This is a genomic window from Sediminibacillus terrae, from assembly GCF_009602435.1.
GTDB classification, from domain to species: domain Bacteria; phylum Bacillota; class Bacilli; order Bacillales; family Amphibacillaceae; genus Sediminibacillus; species Sediminibacillus terrae.
Genome location: NZ_VZDQ01000025.1, coordinates 119,864 through 141,943 on the forward strand (window position 1 = coordinate 119,864; position 22,080 = coordinate 141,943).

A 22,080-nucleotide genomic window follows, 5' to 3' on the forward strand; every position below is an offset into this window, starting at 1 on the left:
GACAATCGATGAAGGAAAAACTTGCAAGTTGGCCTACACTGTTTCTGCTTTTTCTAAAACGTGATTGGAAAAAAATAGTTGTTTGGGTGGCAGGACTAGGTTTATTTTCAGCTGCTTATGTTCCAGCTTTTGAAGAAATAACCAAAGGGCAGGGACTAAAGGGAATGTTCGAAACATTACAGAATCCGGCTATGATAAGTATGGTTGGCCCTACGCCTGTCGAGACAGCTGCTGATTACACTTTAGGTGCCATGTATGCACACGAAATGTTGCTCTTCTGCAGTTTATTTGCGATGGTCATCGCTGCTTTACATGTGGTAAGTCATACTCGTAAAGAAGAGGATCATGGTCTGCTGGAACTTGTGCGCTCATTTCAAATCGGTCGCCAGGCAAACTCGCTTGCCGCGATGATGGAAATCCTTTTCATCAATGTCTTACTAGCCCTCTTTATTGGTGGGGTGATGATAAGCTTTGGTGCTGATACGATTACTGTCGAAGGCTCCTTTTTATTCGGAGCATCCATCGGAATGGCTGGTATTCTCGGCGCCGTGATTGCTTTGGTTATGGCACAAATCATGCCTGCTTCATCCGGGGCGACGGGATCATCCCTTGGCATTATAGGTTTGCTTTATATCATTCGTGCGGGGACAGATGTCTCCAATGCTGACTTTTCCATGGTCAATCCTTTAGGATGGACTTATTTAACCTATCCTTTTACGGATGATAACTGGCTCCCGCTCATCTTTGCTTTGATTTTCAGTATCATTATGGTGGTCCTTGCTTTTACGCTTGAAGGGAACCGGGATTTGGGGGCTGGCTATCTCCCTGAAAGAGAAGGACGAGATAGAGCCAAGAAATCCTTGCTGTCCGTCCATGGTTTGTTCATTAAAATGAACAAAGGCGTCATGATTAGTTGGTTGATTGCGTTTGTCATTATGGGAGCTGCGTATGGTTCCATTTATGGAGACATGCAAACCTTCCTTGGAAGTAATGAAATGATGGAGCAAATGTTTGCCCAATCAGGCGTTTCGATTGAAGAATCCTTCACAGGAACGATCATGATGGTCATGATAAGTTTGGTTTCCATTTTACCCATTGTCATTGTAAACAAACTTTTTTCGGAAGAAAGGCGATCGCGCTTAAGCCAGCTTTATGCGACTAAAGTGACCCGCAACCAATTTTATTGGACCAGTATTGGTTTAGCCGTTTTGGCAGGCCTGGCAGGTATTTTCTTAGCAGCAGGCAGTCTCGGAGGGACAGCTAGCGCAGCCATGGAGGATAACGTAACGATGGATGTGGTTGATTTTTTTGCTGCTGGTTTCAACTTCTTGCCGTCTGTATTCTTTTTTATTGGTCTAGCGGCTTTAGCTCTCGGTTGGGCACCTCGATTAGGTAAAGTGGTTTATGTTTATCTTGGCTACTCCTTTGCGATAAACTATTTTGGCAACATTTTAGACTTGCCGGAGTGGTTTTCCAAAACGGCCATTCAAAGCTGGCAATCTCGAATGCCATTAGAAGATTTTAATGCTCCAAGCTTCCTTACAATCATTGTCATTAGCATCGCTTTGATGATAATTGGTTATCTGGGCTATCATAGACGGGATTTGATGGAAGGGGCTTAATAGGATGATAGAAACACCTCCTTGGTCGAAAAAACGTAACGGCTGAAAGGAGGTGTTTTTCTATTTTCGCCCTTTTTGGTAAAAAAAGGAGGCTATCAAGTGTATCAAAAAACGGATAAACAGGGAGTGAGAAATGTAGCTGCCGGTAAAACGATGGAGAAAAGTGGGAAACATTTTCGGAACTTGAAAAGCGAAATCATGCGGGAATCGGGCTGGATGTGTTGTTAGGGGGTCGAAACCATGAAAGGCGTCATTCAAACAGGAAGCCAGTCCCTCCAAAATAGAGGGACTGGCTTCCTTGCATCCTTCTCCTAAAAGGCGCTTTATTTCACCCATTCATCAATCAAATCCTGATTCTCTTCGACCCATTTTTTCGCCCCGTCTAGCGGTTCTTCGGCATTTTCTGTGTAATCGATCAGTTCGCCGATTTGCTTATCATTCATCTTCCAATTTTTAAACCATTCGCTTACTTCAGGGTAATCTTCCGCAAACCCTTGTCTTGTGGCATGATGGATTTTTTCTACACCGCCGAATGTTTCTTGTGGGTCCTCCAGGAATTTCAGATCATATTTGGAGAATATCCAGTGCGGGCTCCAAAGCGGTGCAACGATGGGTTCCTCAGCTTTTACCGCTTCACCGATTTCAGCCAACATGGCAGGTTCAGAGCTTGGCAGCAGCTCATACTCGAGATCATAGTCTTTAATTAATTGTTCGGTTACTTCCATCGTACCAGCGCCAGGATCAAAACCGACAATTTCGCCATCGAATAGTTCTTTGTGGTCGTTTAAGTCCTCTACACTGTCGACTTCTTCCAAATAACTTGGCACGACAAGTCCTACTTTTGCATTGTCGAACCACGTTGCATCAGAGAAATTGACCGTATCCTGGTATTTCTCCAGGTAATTGGCATCCTGGACGGGCAGCCATATTTCCAGGCTGGCGTCCAACTCGCCATCTTCCAAAGCCTTCATCGTTGTACCCATGTCCAGTACATTTAACTTCACATCATAGCCTTTCTCTTCTAAAATAGCTTTCCACATATTTGTAACAGCAATATTTTCAGCCCAGTTAATTTGGCCGATCGTTAATGGTTCTTCACTTTCTTCTGTTCCTGCTTCGCTGTTAGATTCTCCGCTTGTGTTTCCGCATGCTGTCAGTACTGCGAGCATGAGAATCGCCAAAATAAGACTAAGCTCTTTTTTCCAAGTATTCATGTTGAAAAAAACTCCCCTTTGTTTTTGTATATTTATTTAAATACATTCAAAACATTAAATGTATTTAGAAATAATTTAACGAAATCGCCGAAAGAATCCATCTCTTCTCCACAAAGAGACGGTAACATTCAGATGGTCGGGTAGTCTATCGTCATCTTTCTATAGACTACCTGATAACCACCTGTCATTTATTCTTGCTTATCTTTTGGTAAAAATTCAAATATCTTCCCGCTTCTAATGCTTGCAACTAAATCATTCAACCAGTGGTAGTAGGTTTTCGATTCCTCCAATTGATCATAGTACTTTTTGGCATCGGCAACGATTTCCGTTGTACTGCTGGTTTCTTTTATGACATCGATTAAATCTTCTTGTGCTTCCTCGATTGCTTCCATATTCATTTTCACTTCGCGTTCCCACATCTGACAATAAAACACCATGAAGGAACGGAAGAAATTTTTCTCCGCAGCATAGGTATGCTTCCGGGAACCGCGTGTGAAAGTCTTTTTCACCATGGCTATTTCCTGGAGTTTGCGGACACTGGTGCTCATGCTCGGTTTGCTCATGTCCAGCTCCGTACGCATTTCATCCAAGGTCATCTGGTCTTTAAAATACATGGTCGCATATAGATTTGCTGCAGAGGGAGTTACCCCATATAAGTCCATTGTCTCGGCAATGGCGCCAATGACTTTGTCTTTGGCCTCTTCTATTTTCATTCTGGATCTTTCTGTCGAATCACTCATAAAGTCGCTCCTTCGCGATAAAGTAAAGCGGGTTAAATAAGAATTAAATCTTTTTTACAAACTTCATGTTAACGTGTTCAGATGAAATGTCAAATCAAATTGCTGCATTTTCTCGTATGCAATTGCCTCTTACCGTAGAGTTCGCAACTATTAGCGCTTCATTCAAATTATTAAAATATTGGAGGATGAATTTTTTTGACAGCCTTAAAAAGACGTGTTACGATTTTAAAACGTTAAATATATTTTTAATAAACTTAATCTAAAATGAAAAATGGAGTTGATAGATTTGGATTTGAATCTAAAACAACAACAATACATCAATGGAAATTGGGTCGACGCCAATGTCGGAAATACGCGAGATATCATTAACCCATTTAACCAGGAAGTGATTGCCACGGTTGCGGAAGGAGATGCATCCGATACAAAAGCAGCAATTGCTGCAGCAAGGGAAGCATTTGATAAAGGCGAATGGCCGACTACCCCGGCAACGGAGCGGGATGCGATCGTAAGAAGAATTGCTGAACTGATTGAAAGAGATAAAGAAGAGCTTGCTCGTCTGGAGTCGTTGGATACTGGTAAAACAGTAGAAGAAAGCCGCGGGGACATGGAGGATATCGCCGGTGTTTTCCGTTATTTTGCCGAGCTTGCCGACAAAGATGGAGGCGAGCTGATCGATTCTCCAATCCCTAATTCCATCAGTAAAGTGGTCCGCGAGCCGGTTGGTGTTTGCGGCCAGATTACCCCTTGGAATTATCCATTGCTGCAAGCGTCCTGGAAATTGGCTCCGGCGCTTGCGACCGGCAATACGTTAATCATGAAACCAAGTGAAATCACACCACTGACGACGATAAAAGTCTTCGAACTAATCGAAGAGGCAGGGGTGCCTGCTGGTGTTGCCAATTTGGTGCTTGGTGCTGGCAATACCGTTGGTGCTGAGCTGTCTGATAACACGGATGTAGACCTTATTTCTTTTACAGGCGGTATTGTAACCGGAAAGAAAATCATGCAAGCAGCAAGCGTGAATGTGAAAAAGCTGGCGCTTGAACTTGGCGGAAAAAACCCGAACGTCGTCTTTGCGGATGCCGATTTCGAGGTAGCAGTCGACCAGGCGTTAAACGGGGTCTTTTTCCACGCAGGACAAATTTGTTCCGCCGGCACCAGACTGATTGTCGAAGAAAGGATTCATGATGAATTCGTAAACGCACTTGTTGAGAGAGTGAAAAAGTTCAAGCTCGGAAACGGATTTGATGAAGATACGCAAATGGGTCCGCTTATTTCGGCAGAGCACCTTGCAAAAGTAGAAAAATATGTAGAGACAGGTATTAAAGAAGGTGCAACAGTAGCAATTGGCGGCAGTCGTCCGGATGATCCGGAACTACAGGATGGATTTTTCTATCTGCCTACCATTTTCACAAACTGCACAACCGATATGCGTATCGTTCAAGATGAAGCTTTCGGCCCAATTATCACGGTGGAAAAATTCCGGACAGAAGAGGAAGCGGTAAAGCTTGCAAATGACTCTATCTATGGTCTTGCCGGCGGCGTTTGGACCAATGATATTGCAAAAGCGGAGCGCTGTGTGGCGAAGATGCGTATGGGGACGGTTTGGATCAATGACTTCAACCTTTACTTCCCGCACGCACCATGGGGTGGATTCAAGCAGTCTGGCATCGGACGCGAACTAGGGAAACTGGGGATGGAAGAATATACCGAAACAAAGCATATCTTTCAAAACCTGAAACCTGAATCGATGAACTGGTTCTAAGCTATCAATCTATTAGGATGTCCATAGTTGGGAGGGATACTTTTCATCCCTCCCAACTTAACGCCCTGATCTTACAGTAAATGACAGATGAAAATAAAAACAACCTACACCGAGGAGGAACAGAAGATGAGTGAAACATACGATATTGTGATTGTTGGCGGGGGGAGTGCGGGTTCCGTGCTTGGTGACCGCCTGAGCGAAGACGGGAAAAAAAGTGTCCTTGTTTTGGAGGCGGGACGCAGTGATTATCCATGGGATCTATTGATTCAAATGCCGGCGGCTTTGCCATTCCCGGCAGGTAAAAGCCTTTACGACTGGAAATATGAATCGGACCCCGAGCCGCATATGAATGGACGACGTATCAAGCATGCGCGTGGAAAGGTACTCGGAGGATCGAGCTCCATCAACGGGATGATTTATCAACGCGGAAACCCGATGGATTATGAACGCTGGGGAGCCGACGAAGGGATGGAAACGTGGGATTTTGCTCATTGTCTTCCATATTTCAAACGCTTGGAAAATGCTTTGGGATCACCGGACGATGATCTTCGAGGCCACGACGGGCCGATCAAATTGGAGCGCGGGCCGGCCAAAAATCCTTTGTTCCAAGCCTTCTTCAATGCAGGGGTAGAAGCCGGTTACTCACGGACCCCTGATGTGAACGGTTTTCGCCAGGAAGGATTCGGTCCGTTTGATAAACATGTTTACAAAGGCCAGCGATTGTCAGCTTCACGCGCTTATCTGCGCCCGGCGATGAAGCGGGAGAATCTGACGGTCAAGACGCGCGCTTTTGTGATGAGCATCGATTTCGATGGTACGCGTGCTAAAGGATTGACCTATCGGCGCAACGGGAAGACGCACCAAGTGAACGCAGGGGAGGTCATTCTCGCAGGCGGTGCAATCAATACACCGCAGCTGCTTCAGCTGTCCGGTGTAGGCGATGCGGAACATCTGCGTTCTCTGGGCATTAAACCAGTGGTCGACCTTCCGGGTGTGGGAGAAAACCTCCAGGACCACCTTGAAGTCTATGTGCAACATGCTTGTTCAGAACCGGTTTCCGAACAGCCGAACTTGAATAAATTGCGGATGCCTTGGATCGGGCTGCAATGGATGCTCGGACGTACGGGAGCTGCGGCGACCAATCATTTCGAAGGCGGAGGTTTCGTCCGTTCGAACGAGGACGTCGATTACCCGAACTTGATGTTCCATTTCCTTCCGGTAGCGGTCCGTTACGATGGACAAAAAGCGGACACCGCTCACGGATTCCAAGTGCACATCGGACCGATGTACTCCGATGCCCGCGGATCATTAAAGATTCGTTCAAAAGATCCGAAAGAGCATCCGAGCATGGTTTACAACTATCTATCGACAGAACAAGACAAACGCGAGTGGGTGGAAGCAATCAGAGTCACTCGTGACATCATGTCACAACCAGCTATGAAGCCTTACAACGCAGGGGAAATTTCGCCTGGTCCTTCCGTCCGGACAGATGAGGAGATTCTGGAATGGGTGCGGAACGATGCGGAGACGGCACTTCATCCGTCTTGCACGGCAAAGATGGGACCCGCTTCCGATCCTATGGCTGTTCTAGACCCGCAAACCATGAAGGTTCATGGTCTCGACAATGTACGCGTGGCAGATGCTTCGGCGATGCCTTACGTCACGAACGGCAATATCCATGCGCCGGTCTTGATGCTGGCGGAAAAAGCAGCGGACTTAATCCAGGGGCGTAAACCGCTCGAACCTATTCATGCGGATTACTACCGTCATGGAGTACATCCGGCCGATGCAGGCACCGTAACTGCTAAATAATATGTTTTATGAGAAGGCCTCTTTTATGATGTGTATGCTCGAAAAGCATTCAACCTATGAAAGAGGCCTTCTTTTTTTAGGAGAAAGAAAAGAATCCCGATATGGATGCTGTATCTCGGGGGACATTCCGTTAAGAAGCTGGGACAAAAAACGAACGATTCCAATTCGCTCGGTTTATGAGTTGTAAAAAGTAAACCGTTCTAACATTCACTAACCTAAAGAGCAACGCTCCACTCCGGCAAGGTACTTCGCTTTTCGTAGGCACGGCTTCAGCTACCTGGTAAAGAGAAGCACTTTGCCAAGTGGATCTTCAGCTTGCGCTCATCCCGCAGGAGACTGCGTATCTTGCCGTAGCGATACGAAGGACGCATCAAACAACAGGATGAAAAGAAGTCTATCTAAGGAACACAAATAGTAAAAACCGAACGAATTTGGTTGATAGCTCAAATTCGCTCGGTTTTTGTTTTGGTGGCCTAGCTTTTGTCCCGGCCACTTTTGGTTCTTTATTTAGTTTCCAGTTGAGTTTCAGCTAATTTTGCCAGGTCCTGGGCGTTTGTGCTGATTTCTTGGACTGTGGCAGAAATGTCTGTGATTGCAGTTGCCTGTGTATCCGTCATTTGATGGATACCGGAAAATGCATCATCCAGTTTGGCAATGAGCGTTTGGATATTTTTGGTGGCATCGTTGATTTTTTTAACGTTATCTTTTGAGTTATTGGCAAGTTTCCGAATTTCCTCTGCGACAACACCGAATCCTTTCCCCGCTTCACCCGCACGTGCGGCTTCAATCGATGCATTCAGACCCAGCAGATTGCTTTGTTCGGAAATGCCCTTGACCACTGTTGATATTTCGCCGATTTCTTCTGTACTTTCACTTACTTTTTTCACTTGTGAAGAAACATCTGTTACGTGTTCCGCCAGATCATTTATGGAGCCTGTGATTTCCTGAACAGAAGCTGCAGACTGTTCAACAATTGCTAGAAGGCTTTCAGCCACTTCGTGCAATTTATTGGCTTTTTCCAGACTGGTTCCGATTCCGACTCCCCCGATAACGGTTCCATTTTCGTCGCGCAATGGAATAGCACGGGCGATTAGTGGGAAGCCGAATAATTCTTTCGGAACTATTTCCGACTTCGGACAGTTTTCCCTAATGGCCTTTGTGATGATGTCCCCCTCTGTAAGCGGATCGCCGGGGTTGACGTTAAGGGAGAATGTTTCACCTGGAATATTGATGATCAGTTTCTCCGTATCATAGATGCCGACCGTGATGTCATCGTTTATTAATTGATTTAAGACGGGTGCCACCTTGACAAAAGAATCTAACAGCTCTGAATCGGTCCCGGTTTGAATTTTAACTTCGGTCATTTTATTCCTCCTCGTTTTGTTTAGTATGGAAACTGGCGCTGTCCATAATTGATCGAAATCCATTTCAACGTCGTAAATTCCTCAAGACTCCATTCCCCATTAAGTCGACCTAGACCGGATTGTTTTTCTCCTCCGAATGCAACAATTGGTTCGTCATTGATCGTAATGTCGTTCACGTGAATCATGCCGGTCTGTACCTGCTTTGCCAACTGGACACCGCGTTCTCCATCTCTTGTGTGCACAGCACCACTTAGACCAAAGTCGGTATCATTCGCAATCTGTATTGCTTCTTCATCCGTATTAAATGTCATAACACTGACTACAGGGCCGAACATCTCCTCCCGAGCAATGTCCATGTCCGGTGTCACACCTGTCAATATGGTCGGTTCCACCATATTACCTGAAATATTGCCTCGTAGCAGTGGTTCAGCCCCTTGTTCTATGCCTTTCTCGATGATTGCTTTTAAGGTCTGGGCCGCTCTTTCGTTTACGACAGGTCCAATAACGGTATCAGGGTCTCGCGGATCGCCTGTTTTAAGGGAAGCAATTTTTTCTCTATATTTGCTGATGAACTCGTCATAAACAGACTGGTGGACAATGATACGGTTTGCGGACATACAGATTTGGCCCTGATGGGTAAAACGGCTGAATGCAGCTGCGTTCACCGCATAGTCGATATCCGCGTCGTCCAAAATGATAAATGCGCTATTCCCGCCTAATTCGAGCAGGGCTTTTTTGAAATGCTTTGCTGCCAGTTGTGCGATATGTCTACCTACGCCGGTGGATCCTGTAAAGGAGATAATCCTTGGGATAGGGTGCTCTACAAACGAATCGCCGATTTCGTTAATGTCTGTGACTACTACGTTGAAGAGACCTTTTGGAATGCCGGCTTCTTCAAAAATCTTTGCAATCAATGTACCTCCGACGATAGGTGTTTCCTCGTGCGCTTTTAGAACCACACCATTTCCAGCGCCGATTGCTGGGGCAATCGATTTGATGGACAAGAAAAATGGAAAGTTGAATGGGCTGATGACTCCTACTACACCAGCAGGCATGCGATATAGTCGGTTCTCCTTCCCGTTTTCAACGGATGGCAGGATTTTGCCTTCCTTCTTAAGTGGAAAAGTTGCTGCTTCCTTGATCATATTTTTGACAAGGCCTATTTCGAACGCGGCTTTTAATCGTGTTCCACCGAGTTCATCGATAATGAGGTTCGTGATCTCTTCTTCATGGGCGTCAATATAGGTTACCGCACGCTCAAGAATGTCACGTTGTTGGTAAGGGTTGATTTGATTCCATTCATCCATGGCTGCTTGTGCTGCTGAATAGGCAGTATCTATATCCTCTGTTGAAGCCATTTTGAATTCTGTTAGTACATCACCGTTATATGGATTTATATCTTTCAATGTGCGGCTGCTTTTTCCATCAATCCATGTGCCGGCAATGTATTGTTTGTTGAGCGAGTTGATGTCTAACATGCTATTCCCCCTGGTATGTAAAATGTAAATACTTTCTTTTCTAATATCGGTAAATATAGCCTATAAGTAAAGGGGTGTTTGCGAGGTAGCTTCATGCCTTTAGGAGATAGCATACGTTGGCGGATCGACGGAACTTGATTGAATGGGCATTCTTGAAAGCGATAAAAAGCTGCGGAGATGAAAAAAGGACGAAAAAAATCCCCACATTTTTGTGTGGGGAGAGGGGCCTACCAGCCATATACGCCTTCGCACGTATTGGCCTGTGGTTCATAATAACAATGCTGTTTAAATTGCCCTGTGAATGGCTGGCCGTACCAGTCAGGTGGACATTCGCCATAAGGGTTGAAATACCAAAGGGCAAATTTGGAGGGATGCTGTCTCCAAAAGTCCAACACTTGCCTGGCCAGCCTTTTTTCTACACCTCTGGCTCTGTTATAAAAAACATTCCCCTTTTGCACGGCTTCGAAAGAGTAATTTCCGCCCTGCACTTGAAAGATGACATCCCGTATCGATCGCAAATCTTCAAAATCCAGACAGTTTGCTTTCAGCCGGTTTACAATGACATTTCCGACCATCAGCATTCCTTGTTTTCCTTCCCCTTCAGCTTCCGCCCTCATCATCCTTGCGACAAGGTTAACATCGTTCTCCGTATATTTTACTCTTGCCATTTTTGTATCACCTCTAAGAGTATTCTATGTAAAATGCCCACAAAGTTGCTTTTTTACTTGAACAATGTGGTGCAAGAAGATAAGTATGGCTAACTGGGCTGCTTATATACAAACACGCGATGGTCGGATAATTGCTTGGAGTGCTTTGGTCTTAGTGACCATTTTCCTCTATTACTTATTTTCCTTCCCTATCTCCGGGAGTACGGTCTTTGCCACTTTTTCATCCAATGCTTCATAATCGTAATACTTGATGGTTTCATATAGCTCTTGGCGGGACTGCATGTCTCCGAGTTTTTCCTTTTGCGTGTCGTGTTCCATGATTTCCATGAACACCCGCTCGTAAGCTTTGGCTGCCACGCGTAAGGACGTAACGGGATAAATGACCATACTCATTCCGAATGAAAGGAAATCCTCCCCTGTAAAATAAGGGGTTTTTCCGAATTCAGTCATGTTGGCGAGCAGTGGTGTTTTGATTGCTGACGATGCCAGCCGAAAGTCTTCTTCACTTGTCAATGCTTCAGGAAAGATGGCATCGGCTCCAGCGTCGACATACATATTGGCACGCTCGATGGCTTTTTCCATTCCTTCCACCGACTTTGCATCTGTCCGGGCTACGATGACAAGTGTGGGCGCGACTTCTCTGATGGTCCGGATTTTTTGCATCATTTCTTCTGGTTCGATCAATTTTTTGCCATTCAAATGCCCGCATTTTTTCGGCAGCAGCTGATCCTCTATTTGCACGGCTGCAACTCCGGCTTCGACCATTTCCCTTGCGGCCCGGGCTACGTTGATGACTCCTCCGTAGCCTGTATCGATGTCGACGAGCAGGGGAAGATCGGAAGCCCGTATAAGTTCCCGGGCTTTTTCGGCCATTTCATTTGAATAAATGAGACCAAGATCAGGAAGCGCCCGACTGGCCGTATAGGCGGCACCGGACAGATAAATGGCCTGGAATCCGACATCCCGGGCGATTTTGGCGGAAATCCCGTCGTGAGCGCCGGGGATTTTCAGCAATTCCGGTCGGTTGATCAATTTTCTAAAAGTCTCTGCTCTTTCTGACTGTGTTGATTTTGGTTCGACAATCCATGACATCTATGCTTCCTCCTTCATTATATGCGGAATAGCTCCATGAACTGATTGACAGGTGTATCTGTCAATTCTTCATAGTTCTCGCACAATTCAAGTATCCGGTTGGCCTGGCGAAGCGGGAACCGGGTCTTCACATTGTGCTGGAACTTTTCCAAAAGTAACGGAATCCCTTCGTTGCGGCGGCGTCTGTGTCCTATCGGATATTCTACAGCTATTTGTTCGGTATGTGTCCCATCATGGAAGAACACTTGGACAGCATTGGCGATCGAGCGCTTATCCGGATCTAGATAGTCTTTGCTGTATTGCTCGTTTTCGGTTATAACCATTTTGTTTCTCAAGCGGTCGATTTCCGGGTTGGCGGCTACCTCGTCTTCATAGTGGTCCGCATTCAATGAACCATATAGAAGGCCGATGGCTGTAATGTACTGGATACAATGATCTCGGTCTGCCGGATTGTAAAGCGGTCCCTTTTTATCGATAATGCGGATGGCTGATTCATGCGTTGTAATGGTTATTCGCTCGATCTCTTCGATTCTTCCGTCGATTTGTTCATGCAGTTTGATTGCTGCTTCCGCTGCAGTTTGAGCATGAAATTCAGCAGGAAAAGATATCTTAAACAAAATGTTTTCTATTACATAGGAGCCAAAAGGACGTGCCAACGTCAGTTCTTTTCCGCTAAAGAGTACGTCCTGGAATCCCCAACCTGGCGCCGAAAGGGCAGTCTTATAGCCCATTTCTCCATTCATCGTCATTAAGGCCAGTCTTACCCCACGGCTTGTCGCATCTCCGGCCGCCCACGATTTCCTTGATCCTGTGTTGGGTGCATGACGATAGGTTCGAAGGCTGGAATTATCGACCCATGCTTGTGAAACCGCATTGATGACATCTTCTTTGCTACCTCCAAGCATGGCGGTCACTACGGCTGTTGTGGCCACCTTGACGTAAAGCACATGATCAAGCCCCTCGCGATTGAGGCTGTTTTCCAGTGCCAATATCCCTTGAATTTCATGGGCTTTAACAATATTTTCCAAGACAGTGCTCATCTGCAGCGGCTGGTTTCCTTCCGAGCATCTTTTACGGCTGATATAATCAGAAATTGCCAGGATTCCTCCTAAGTTGTCAGAAGGATGCCCCCATTCTGCAGCAAGCCAGGTGTCATTGTAGTCGAGCCAGCGAATCATGCATCCGATATTGAAGGCTGCGTGGACAGGGTCCAGTTCATAAGATGTACCAGGAACACGGGAGCCGTTCGGGACGACGGTGCCAGGTACGATAGGCCCTAAATGCTTGGCGCACTCTGGATAGCGTAAAGCCAAGAATCCACAGCCAAGCGTATCCATCAATACATATTGTGCTGTTTTCAACGCTTCTTCGCTATCGATTTTTCCATAAACGGCATAATCTGCAATACGTTCTAATACTTGGTCGGCAGTTTGTGCCGTTTTTACATTCATTTCTGTCATTGTCAACGCCACCTTTTTATTATGTAGTAGTTTTAAAAAAGCCAGCCGGGGTACCCCGGCAGATTGAGTTTTAAGGGTGGAGCCCGCGTGGTCCAGTATAGAGAACTCTTGGTCTGAACAACTTATTGTTGGCATACTGCTCAGATACATGGGCACATAATCCCAGCGTCCTGGCAGCAAAGAAAATAGGGGTATACAAGTCGATCGGGATACCCAATAAGTAATAAACAGGCGCTGCATAGTAGTCCAGATTCGGATAAAGTCCTTTTTCTTCTTTCATCAATTGTTCCCCGGCTTCACACATTTCCATGAGGTCATTCCGGTTATTCACCGCTGCCAGTTCGCGTAATGCTTCTTTCATCAGCAAAGCTCTCGGATCCATCTTTTTCATATAAACACGATGTCCGAAGCCCATCACTTTTTCTTTCATTTTAAGTTTTTCATAGAGGAGATGGCGGAAACCATCGGTTGTTTTTCCTTCCAACAACATATACATAACTGCTTCATTCGCTCCCCCGTGCAGGTTTCCTTTCAACGAAGCGACTGCTCCGGTCAACGCCCCGTATATATCTGAGTTCGTCGACGCTATGACGCGTGCAGTAAAAGTTGAATTCGGCATTTCGTGTTCACTGTAAACCATCAAAGACTGATCGAAATATGCAGCTTCTGTTGCTGTAGGCTTTTTACCTGTAATCATATGCAAGAAATTCTCACTGTACGACAGTTCCTGACGCGGCGGTATCACTTTCTCGTCATGAAGAAGGTGATAGCTGTTCGCCACAATGTTGGGGATCTTTGCCAATAAACTGAGCGCAATTTGTCTGATTTGTTCTTCGCTCCGTCCGTTCAGATCCTGTTCATATCCAGCGAGTGCGGAAATCCCTGTCCGTAATGCATCCATCGGGTGTGTTTGCTTAGGCAGTTTGTGGAAAAGAGAGAAGAAATCATCTGGGAGGTCATATTCTTTTTTTAATTGTTGTTCAAGAGTGGAGCGTTCTTGTTGATCAGGCAATTCTCCCTGAAGTAACAGCTGAACGAGATCTAAATATTCCCTGTTTTGGGCGAGCTCGATCAAATCATATCCTCTAAGGACAATTTCTTCCGCTTCCACATCCAAGTAAGAAAGCTTCGTTTCGGATGCAATCACCCCGTCCAAACCGGGTTTATAACTCGTTTTTTCTTGCATAAGACCCCTCCTAGCAGTTTTTAGTAAACGCTTTCAAAAAAAGCGATAAAACAAACACGGCTGGTGACAATCTTCCAAGCTTTGTGAAATTCCACTCTATGCGCATTTTCACTTCTTCAATATAACAAATTTTTAGAATGTAAACAATTTTTCTAAGAGAGGGGGACGGGTTATTTTCACTATGGAAAAAGGAGAAGTCAGCATTCTTTTTTTATCCATGGGGGGTGAAGCTGTCCACGATATTGGGTGGACTCCATATAAACGTCAAGTTGGGAGCCCGCAATACGTGAGCGTGCTAACGTATCTTGGAAAAAACAAGTCCGGGACAAAACGGTTTTTTGGTTGCAAAAAGTAAACCGTTCTAAATTTCCCTTTTATAAAGAGGAACGCTCCACTCCGGCATCAACTAACAGGATAATAAGAAGTCTATCTAAATAGTAAAAACCGAACGAATTTGATTGATCGTTCAAACTCGCTCGGTTTTGGCTTTGGTGGCCATGCTTTTGTCCCGGACAAGAACTTCTAAGTGAGACATGTTTTCTTACGGACCGAAACTTAGTTTGCGTTCAATCCTCCGGTTGCGCTATAAACATGACCGGTTACATAACTAGCTTGTTCCGATGCCAGGAATACATAAATCCCGCTCAGCTCGACCGGCTGACCTGCTCTTTGCAATGGCGTTTCCGGTGTTTCTTTTCCGAAGGTCGGAATGTTTTCCTGCGGCTGGCCGCCGGAAATTTGCAGGGCAGACCAGAACGGTCCTGGTGCTACGGAATTCACGCGTATGCCCTTGGAGGATAGTTGTTTCGCCATGGACTTGGTGAAGCCTACAATCGCACTTTTCGTTGCTGCATAGTCCGGTAAAAGCGGGGATGGATAATAAGCCTCTACGGAGGAAGTGGTAATGATCGAACTTCCTTCAGGCATATGAGGCAGCGCTTCTTGGACCATCCAGTACATGGAAAATACATTGGTTTCGAACGTGGAAACAAGTTGTTCGGTTGTAAGGTCGGCGATATCTTTCACTGCCTGTTGTTTACCGGCTACAAGGACCAATGTATCAAGGCCGTCCAATTCTTTAACAGCATCCTGTACGAGAGACCGGCTAAATTCCTCACTACGCAAGTCTCCCGGCAGTAGGACTGCTTTTTGTCCTTCTTGCTCGATTAATGCTTTCACTTCCTGCGCATCTGGTTCCTCGACGGGAAGATAATTGATTGCAATGTCTGCGCCTTCCCGAGCATAGGCGATTGCAGCAGCACGGCCGATGCCGGAGTCCCCACCTGTAATCAATGCTTTTCTTCCTTTCAACTGGCCGGAGCCTTGGTAACTATTTTCCCCACAGTCGGGAACAGGGTCCATTTCTTTTTGAATACCTGGCGGATTTTGATATTGTTTCGGGAAATCTTTATGATAATACTTTTCTAATGGATTCTTAGGCATGAATAAAACCATCCTTTCTTTAAATCTTGTAAGGACATGTATTTGTGTACCTCGTAAGAAGCAAGAATAAACCTAACTCGATCAAGCAAAAGGAACATACAGGGAGGATGGGGAGGGATAAAAGAATGGAATAAAAAAAGTTGAAAGCGCATTCATTTTTTGGTAGTGTGTAATTATCGAAACGTTTCAATTATTGTGAAAAGAGATGAAGAGGAAAGTTGGAATGGAGGGAGGGAATGGTGTTTTTTTCAACTTAGAGGATGCATAAGTGGCAAACCAAAGCAAATGAAGGAAAGATGATAGGTAAAAATTGGAAATGGTAGAAGATCGCGCCAGATGAGACTAATTTTCTGGCTGTTAACTTGATGAAACAGGAATGTCTGAGTGGGAAACGAAAGAAGAGGTTCAGCAGGAAGCAATCCGGCAAAAGATATATTACTGGAAGACTGTACAACGTCAAGAAGTGCATTGACAGCTATTGTACGGATGGTTTCATGATGGTTTTGATTGAAACGTTTCAATGAATGGCGTGGTTTTATAAATATCAAAGGAGCGTGGAAAGTTGAAAAAGGGAATCAAAGTCTTTCTGTTTGCAATAGTCCTGGTTGGCACTGCTTTTGTGTTGGGGGCATGTTCCGATGCATCCTCTGGTTCTAACGATGCGCTTCAAGTATGGACGATGTCTGATGAGTTGGAAGGGTTTGTAGAAGATTATGAAGCAGAACATGATGTCGAAATAGAAGTGCAAACAATACCTTGGGAAAACGCGCATGACAAATTATTGACGGCAGTCGCTTCCGGAAAAGGTCCCGATGTGCTGCAGATCGGCAACACGTGGGTTGCGGAATTTGCGGAAGCAGGAGCATTTTATGATATGTCGGATGATATTGGCGACTATGAAAATTTAGATTTGAATAATTTTTTTGATGGGGCGAGAGGGACAGCGGAGTATGAAGGTCAAGTAATCGGGATTCCATGGTATGTGGATACGCGTGCTCTTTTTTATAGAACGGATATTTTAGAAGAAGCGGGTTATCCAGATGGGCCGAAAACATGGGACGAGATGATCGATGTTTCTGAAAAACTTGCGGACAGAGGGGACGGTCAATATGCGATCGATTTACCACGGACTGACCCGCAGTTTCCGTTTATGTTGGGATGGCAGCAAGGTTGGACATATGAAGTAGGCGAAGGATCAGCAAATTTCGATGACCCTGCTTTTAAAGATGCGGTTGATATTTATACCAAATTCTATGAGGAAGGCTATTCCCAGTTAGAAGAAGGCAAGGAGATTGTTCAGGCATTCAGCGATGGATCCAAACCGATGTTCTTCAGCGGTCCGTGGGATATCAAGACATTAAAGGATAACGGCGAAGATATTGAAGGGAAATGGAATGTCGCGCTAATGCCAGAAGGAGAGACAAATAAATCGATGATGGGTGGAGCGCATTTGTCGATATTCCATAATTCGGAGAAGGTGGACGAAGCGCTTGATTTCATTAACTGGATGGCTGATACAGATACGCAATTGGCCTGGTATGAAACAATGAGCGAGCTGCCGGCCAATCAAGCGGCATGGGAAGATCCGATTTTAGCCGATGACCCGATGGTGAGTACCTTTGGAGAACAATTGCAGTCAACGGAACCACTGCCATTGATTCCAGAATACGAAAGAATGGGCAACGAGCTGTTAGACACACTGGAACAGATTTATCGAGGAGATGCGGATACTGACGAAGCACTCGCAAACTATCGGAAAGAAGTAGACGATATTTTGGCCGATTAGGTTTTTAGTAGAGAGGGTAATGTGCACCTCTCTCCTTTTCTTATAACACTTCGATAACCGAATAAGAGGAGAATGGAAATGATAGAAGTCAAGGACGAAAAAATGATTATTGACGGGAAAGAGGTACTGCTCTTTGGAGGAGAACTGCATTATTTTCGAGTGCCGAAGGGGGAATGGAGAAACCGCATCAGGCAAGCAAAGGAAGCAGGGCTGAACATGATCAGTACGTATATTCCCTGGGGAATTCATGAATATGAAGAAGGCAAAATCGACTTATCGGGTACTTCGAGAGAGGAACTCGATCTCCTTTCCTTTCTGGAAATCATCAAGGAGGAAGGGATGTATTGTTTGGTCCGTCCGGGTCCGTATGTAATGGCCGAGGTGATCGATCATGGAATTCCGACTTGGTTTATCGACCATTACCCAGACGCCATGGCAAAAACGGAGGAAGGAAATGTCCATCCGACCAGAGTGGTAAGCTACATGCACCCGACTTATTTAGAGAAAGTGGAAAATTGGTACAGGCATGTTTGTCCGATCATCGAAAGATTTCAGTGGCGTCGTGGCGGACCGATTATCATGTTTCAATTAGACAATGAAGTCGGGATGTTTCATTGGGTCACAAACCAGGGAGATTTTAACTCTGTCACATGGGATTTCTTCACGAACTATTTAGAAAACAAGTATTCCTTAAACGAGTTTAATGACACATTCGGTGTAGAGGAAAATAGTATTGCCCGTTTCGTGGAAACAAAGCTGTGCCAACCGCAAGCGGCCTACGGCATGCCTTTGAAAAACGAGTTCAGTTTATTTATGCGACAACATTACCGGCAGTACATCGAACATTTGAAACAGCTGGCAGATAGCGAGGGCATTCAGGTGCCTTATGTGATAAACATCCATGGGTTTGACACCGTGGACCACTTGAAACGGGGAACAAAATACCCGATTGGATTATCGCAGTTAGTAGAGGTTGCCAAAATAGATGGAGTGATGGCTGCTGGCGATTATTATATCGGTAATATCGACTATGATAATTTCGTGGACATTGTCCTGGCGAATGCTTTCACCAAATCCATTCAATGGAAAGAGCAGCCTCTGTTCTCGGCTGAATTCCAAGGGGGCAGCATTCCCGATCGGCCGAGGCTGCAGCCAAGCACGTTCGACTTAACGACTCGTCTTTGCATTGCCAACGGGATGAATGCGGCAAACTATTATATGTTTGTCGGCGGCGAAAACTTTGGGGGGATCGGGATACTGGGCAGGCGTCATGAATGGCAGGCCCCTTTAACAATGATGGGGGAAAAACGGGCACACTTCCAAGTGATCCAGCATCTGGGGAATATGCTGCAGGTTTATCAGCAGCCATTGACAAGTTCGAAGCCGGAAATCGATACTCACTTTGCTTTCTACCCGGATTACTTCATGACCGAATTCAGCAATCAGTTCACGGCTGAACTGGATGAATCGCTCCAAAAGGAAAGAGAAGCCAATCTCTTTAACGGGCTGGCGAAAGGCTTGCGCGTGAACAATATCGTCTATGATGGCTGCAACTTATTGAAGGACGGCGATATAAACCCGGCAGAAGTACCGTCGCTGTGGGTATTTGCCCACGACCGGATGGATGGAAAAGTCCAAAGTAAGCTGATGGATTATATCGAAACGGGCGGCGAACTCGTCTTGTTTCCGGTTATCCCGACTAAAGATATGAACGGGGAGCCATGCACCGTTTTAAAAGATTACATTCAGGTGGAGGTAAAAGGGAGTGAAGCTGGCGGGTTTGTTCAGGTAGATGATGTGGACAATGTGAAAATCGACCGCATGGAAATGTATGACATCCGGGAAGGTGCCTTCGGATGGGCTGAAAACAGGGAAAAGTCCGTGGTCGCATTTGAGAAGCGCTTAGGAAAAGGCAAATTAGTGATGTTCGGTGTCAGCATGGAATTTGACTATCAATATAAAAAAGAAATATACAGAAATCTAGCCGCGAAAATCGGTGTGAGTAGCAAGTTCCGTGTTGAGGAGGAAGTGGATGTTTCAGTGAGAGATGGCCGGAATGGAAAGTTTTTATTCTTGAACAACTTTGATGAATACGAAAAGGAAACAACGGTCGATTATCGAGACAGCCAGTTGTTCGACGGGAAAGCCATAATCGTTCCTGGGAAAGGCGGCCTCCTGCTACCGATAAATGTGCGGCTGCGCGAGGATTTAACGATTCTGTATGCCACGGCGGAAATCGTCGAGCTGACAGAGTCCTATCAAAAACTGTCGATGGTGATCAGGAGAAGACAAAGCCAAGAAGAAATCGTATTTCAGTCACCACACTGGCGCCCCGAACCGAATGGAAATATTCAGGTCGTTGAGAAAGGAAGAGGAACGTATGGTGTGAAAGTTAATGTTCTGACGGAGTATGCAACAATAGAGCTCCTCCGAAAGTAAAGGGGATACTTTGTTGTATTGTCGGGAGCAACACACCTGTCGCATTTGGAAATGATCTTTCTTGGATTTTGTTGAAAGGGAGGACAAGTCTATGAAAATACTCTATCTCGATATCGATGCCTTGCGCCCTGATCATTTAGGCTGCTATGGTTATCACCGTAATACCTCGCCGAACATCGACCGTATTGCGGAACAGGGCGTCCGTTTCACTAATCATTATGCCTCCGACGTACCGTGCGCCCCGTCACGCTCTGCTTTGTTCAGTTCACAGTTCGGAATCCATAATGGAGTCGTCAACCACGGAGGGTTGCAAGCGGATATGCGTCCTATCGGAAAAGACAGACCATTCAACTTTCATGATTCGCAGTACCAGACTTGGGTGGACACGCTGCGAAGCAAAAACATGCATACGGCGATTATCAGCCCATTTCCCGGCAGGCATGAAGCTTGGCACATATTACGCGGATTCCTGGAAACATATGATACAGGGAAGCATGCGGGAGAAACAGCGGACGATGTGACAAAAGAGGCGCTGGATTGGCTGGAGTCCCGCGGCAGGGAAAAAGAGGATTGGTTCTTATACCTCAATGTTTGGGACCCCCATACACCTTATCGGACTCCTGCATCGTATGGGAATCCATTTGAAAAGGAGCCCGCCCCTGAGTGGCTTACCGAAGAAATGATTGCCGAGCATCGGGACAGTTTCGGCCCCTACAGTGCCCGGGATCTACCACCGGTAAGACAATGGCCGGGAATACCGGAAGAAATCCGTGACCGGGATGACTTCAAGGCATGGATAGATGGGTATGACACCGCCATCCGTTACGTCGATGAGCATATTGGGAAAATCATCGATCAGTTGGAGAAGCAAGAAATCCTGGAAGAAACAATCATCATCATTTCCGCTGACCACGGGGAAAACCAAGGGGAATTGAATGTCTATGGTGACCACCAGTTAGCCGATCACATCACTTGTCGTATTCCTTTTATCATTTCCGGACCGGATATCGCAAGCGGCCTTGTGGATGAAGATTTGCATTACCAAATCGATGTGGGGCCGACACTTGCAGAACTTGCTGGCGGGAAGCAGCGTGAAAAGTGGGACGGGCAAAGTTTTTTGCCTGCCATTATTGATGGAAAATCGTCGGGGAGGCCACATTTGGTTGTCAGTCAGTGTGCTTGGAGCTGTCAGCGAGGCGTGCGTTTCGATCATTGGATGCTTATCCGAACGTATCACGACGGATTAAAAGAACTTCCCGATTTCATGTTGTTTGATATTGAAAAGGATCCGCACGAAACCAATAATCTGATAGACGAACACCCTGAGGTGGTGGCGAAAGGCCTGCGCATCCTGGATGAGTGGGTGACAGAACAGATGAAGACATCTGATTCACCCGTCGATCCGATGTGGAGTGTGATTCATGAAGGCGGCCCTTTTCATACGAGAGATGACCTGGATTTGGACCGATATTTACAAAAGTTGTACAAAGAAGGCAGAAATGAGCCAGCCGTGAGATTGGAACAGCGTTATCGATAAGAAAAATCATAAACCAAATGGTAAGCTGGAAGAGCGCTGTCCAGCAAAGAACATAAAAAGAGCTTGGGACAAAAGCATAGTGACCATAACAAAAAACCGAACGATTCATTCGGTTTTTTGTTTTATCATAATCTGGCGTTTAACCTTTTCTTATGAATAGGCGTCCCACTAATCCGGCAAGATACTTCGCTTTCCGCGGGCACGGCTTCAGCTAACTTGGCAAAGAAAACCTCTTTGCCAAGTGGATCTTCAGCTCGCGTTTGTCCCGCAGGAGTCTACGCACCTTGTCCCCGTTGAATGAAGATGGTTCTTTTCTGGCGTGATTTCCGTCTTGTCTATTGCTGTTATGGATAGAAAGCTAAACCGCATGGAAGCGAGGAGTATTTTCCTTCTTATGCTGTTGATCTGCGTCCTCCAATTTCTGAAGAATAACGAATCTTCCCCTGCTGATTTTTCGTCTTTGTCACTATTTAG

Annotated in this window: 16 protein-coding genes; 7 read left to right on the forward strand and 9 right to left on the reverse strand. The window is 45.7% G+C overall.

The features are described 5' to 3' along the window. Positions 1-8 precede the first annotated feature (8 nt). Complete coding sequence (locus tag F6X55_RS14010; RefSeq protein ID WP_153464284.1) at positions 9-1,622, forward strand: ABC transporter permease; 1,614 nt, start codon at positions 9-11, stop codon at positions 1,620-1,622. Between the two features lie 99 nt (positions 1,623-1,721). Continuing rightward, positions 1,722-1,850, forward strand: coding sequence for a hypothetical protein (locus F6X55_RS20340; RefSeq protein ID WP_272914950.1), 129 nt, complete (start codon positions 1,722-1,724; stop codon positions 1,848-1,850). 95 nt (positions 1,851-1,945) lie between these two features. Here the strand turns inward: F6X55_RS20340 and F6X55_RS14015 are convergent, their stop codons facing one another. Together F6X55_RS14015 and cudC are read right to left on the reverse strand one after the other, a co-directional pair. After that, positions 1,946-2,836, reverse strand: a complete 891-nt coding sequence (locus F6X55_RS14015; protein ID WP_026569180.1) for a glycine betaine ABC transporter substrate-binding protein — start codon at positions 2,834-2,836, stop codon at positions 1,946-1,948. A gap of 188 nt (positions 2,837-3,024) precedes the next feature. Continuing rightward, positions 3,025-3,576 (reverse strand): choline uptake/conversion transcriptional regulator CudC, encoded by a 552-nt coding sequence (gene cudC, locus F6X55_RS14020; protein WP_026569181.1) that lies wholly within the window; start codon positions 3,574-3,576, stop codon positions 3,025-3,027. 292 nt (positions 3,577-3,868) lie between these two features. Here cudC and betB point away from each other — a divergent pair, with 292 nt between their 5' ends. Together betB and betA are read left to right on the forward strand one after the other, a co-directional pair. Continuing rightward, entirely contained in the window at positions 3,869-5,341 is a 1,473-nt protein-coding gene (betB, locus tag F6X55_RS14025) for a betaine-aldehyde dehydrogenase (RefSeq protein ID WP_153464586.1), read from the forward strand. A gap of 126 nt (positions 5,342-5,467) precedes the next feature. Then, entirely contained in the window at positions 5,468-7,153 is a 1,686-nt protein-coding gene (gene betA, locus F6X55_RS14030) for a choline dehydrogenase (protein WP_153464286.1), read from the forward strand. 503 nt (positions 7,154-7,656) lie between these two features. Here betA and F6X55_RS14035 read toward each other — a convergent pair. The 7 genes from F6X55_RS14035 to F6X55_RS14065 all read right to left on the reverse strand — a co-directional run bounded on the left by F6X55_RS14035 (position 7,657) and on the right by F6X55_RS14065 (position 15,844). Further along, positions 7,657-8,517 (reverse strand): methyl-accepting chemotaxis protein, encoded by an 861-nt coding sequence (locus F6X55_RS14035; RefSeq protein WP_026770851.1) that lies wholly within the window; start codon positions 8,515-8,517, stop codon positions 7,657-7,659. Positions 8,518-8,537: 20 nt separating this feature from the next. Further along, positions 8,538-9,995 (reverse strand): aldehyde dehydrogenase family protein, encoded by a 1,458-nt coding sequence (locus F6X55_RS14040; protein WP_153464288.1) that lies wholly within the window; start codon positions 9,993-9,995, stop codon positions 8,538-8,540. 227 nt (positions 9,996-10,222) lie between these two features. Then, complete coding sequence (locus F6X55_RS14045) at positions 10,223-10,663, reverse strand: cell wall hydrolase (protein WP_153464290.1); 441 nt, start codon at positions 10,661-10,663, stop codon at positions 10,223-10,225. A gap of 171 nt (positions 10,664-10,834) precedes the next feature. Next, positions 10,835-11,755 (reverse strand): methylisocitrate lyase, encoded by a 921-nt coding sequence (prpB, locus tag F6X55_RS14050; protein ID WP_026569187.1) that lies wholly within the window; start codon positions 11,753-11,755, stop codon positions 10,835-10,837. Between the two features lie 17 nt (positions 11,756-11,772). Beyond that, positions 11,773-13,215: a bifunctional 2-methylcitrate dehydratase/aconitate hydratase gene (locus F6X55_RS14055; protein WP_202616144.1), complete on the reverse strand. Its 1,443-nt coding sequence runs from the start codon at positions 13,213-13,215 to the stop codon at positions 11,773-11,775. Between the two features lie 70 nt (positions 13,216-13,285). Next, complete coding sequence (gene mmgD, locus F6X55_RS14060; protein WP_026569189.1) at positions 13,286-14,401, reverse strand: citrate synthase; 1,116 nt, start codon at positions 14,399-14,401, stop codon at positions 13,286-13,288. 555 nt (positions 14,402-14,956) lie between these two features. Next, complete coding sequence (locus F6X55_RS14065) at positions 14,957-15,844, reverse strand: SDR family oxidoreductase (protein WP_153464292.1); 888 nt, start codon at positions 15,842-15,844, stop codon at positions 14,957-14,959. A gap of 562 nt (positions 15,845-16,406) precedes the next feature. Here F6X55_RS14065 and F6X55_RS14070 point away from each other — a divergent pair. The 3 genes from F6X55_RS14070 to F6X55_RS14080 all read left to right on the forward strand — a co-directional run bounded on the left by F6X55_RS14070 (position 16,407) and on the right by F6X55_RS14080 (position 21,606). Continuing rightward, a complete protein-coding gene (locus tag F6X55_RS14070) occupies positions 16,407-17,630 on the forward strand; it encodes a sugar ABC transporter substrate-binding protein (RefSeq protein ID WP_237648679.1) in 1,224 nt (407 codons plus the stop codon). 78 nt (positions 17,631-17,708) lie between these two features. Further along, positions 17,709-20,069 (forward strand): beta-galactosidase, encoded by a 2,361-nt coding sequence (locus F6X55_RS14075; protein ID WP_161993090.1) that lies wholly within the window; start codon positions 17,709-17,711, stop codon positions 20,067-20,069. 91 nt (positions 20,070-20,160) lie between these two features. After that, positions 20,161-21,606, forward strand: coding sequence for a sulfatase family protein (locus tag F6X55_RS14080; RefSeq protein ID WP_153464298.1), 1,446 nt, complete (start codon positions 20,161-20,163; stop codon positions 21,604-21,606). The last annotated feature ends 474 nt before the right edge of the window (positions 21,607-22,080 follow it).

Coding starts and splice junctions, on each gene's coding strand:
- F6X55_RS14010 (WP_153464284.1), top strand. CDS start 9: ATGAAGGAAAAACTTGCAAGTTGGCCTACACTGTTTCTGCTTTTTCTA.
- F6X55_RS14015 (WP_026569180.1), bottom strand. CDS start 2,836: ATGAATACTTGGAAAAAAGAGCTTAGTCTTATTTTGGCGATTCTCATG.
- cudC (WP_026569181.1), bottom strand. CDS start 3,576: ATGAGTGATTCGACAGAAAGATCCAGAATGAAAATAGAAGAGGCCAAA.
- betA (WP_153464286.1), top strand. CDS start 5,468: ATGAGTGAAACATACGATATTGTGATTGTTGGCGGGGGGAGTGCGGGT.
- F6X55_RS14035 (WP_026770851.1), bottom strand. CDS start 8,517: ATGACCGAAGTTAAAATTCAAACCGGGACCGATTCAGAGCTGTTAGAT.
- F6X55_RS14040 (WP_153464288.1), bottom strand. CDS start 9,995: ATGTTAGACATCAACTCGCTCAACAAACAATACATTGCCGGCACATGG.
- F6X55_RS14045 (WP_153464290.1), bottom strand. CDS start 10,663: ATGGCAAGAGTAAAATATACGGAGAACGATGTTAACCTTGTCGCAAGG.
- prpB (WP_026569187.1), bottom strand. CDS start 11,755: ATGTCATGGATTGTCGAACCAAAATCAACACAGTCAGAAAGAGCAGAG.
- F6X55_RS14055 (WP_202616144.1), bottom strand. CDS start 13,215: ATGACAGAAATGAATGTAAAAACGGCACAAACTGCCGACCAAGTATTA.
- mmgD (WP_026569189.1), bottom strand. CDS start 14,401: ATGCAAGAAAAAACGAGTTATAAACCCGGTTTGGACGGGGTGATTGCA.
- F6X55_RS14065 (WP_153464292.1), bottom strand. CDS start 15,844: ATGCCTAAGAATCCATTAGAAAAGTATTATCATAAAGATTTCCCGAAA.
- F6X55_RS14075 (WP_161993090.1), top strand. CDS start 17,709: ATGATAGAAGTCAAGGACGAAAAAATGATTATTGACGGGAAAGAGGTA.
- F6X55_RS14080 (WP_153464298.1), top strand. CDS start 20,161: ATGAAAATACTCTATCTCGATATCGATGCCTTGCGCCCTGATCATTTA.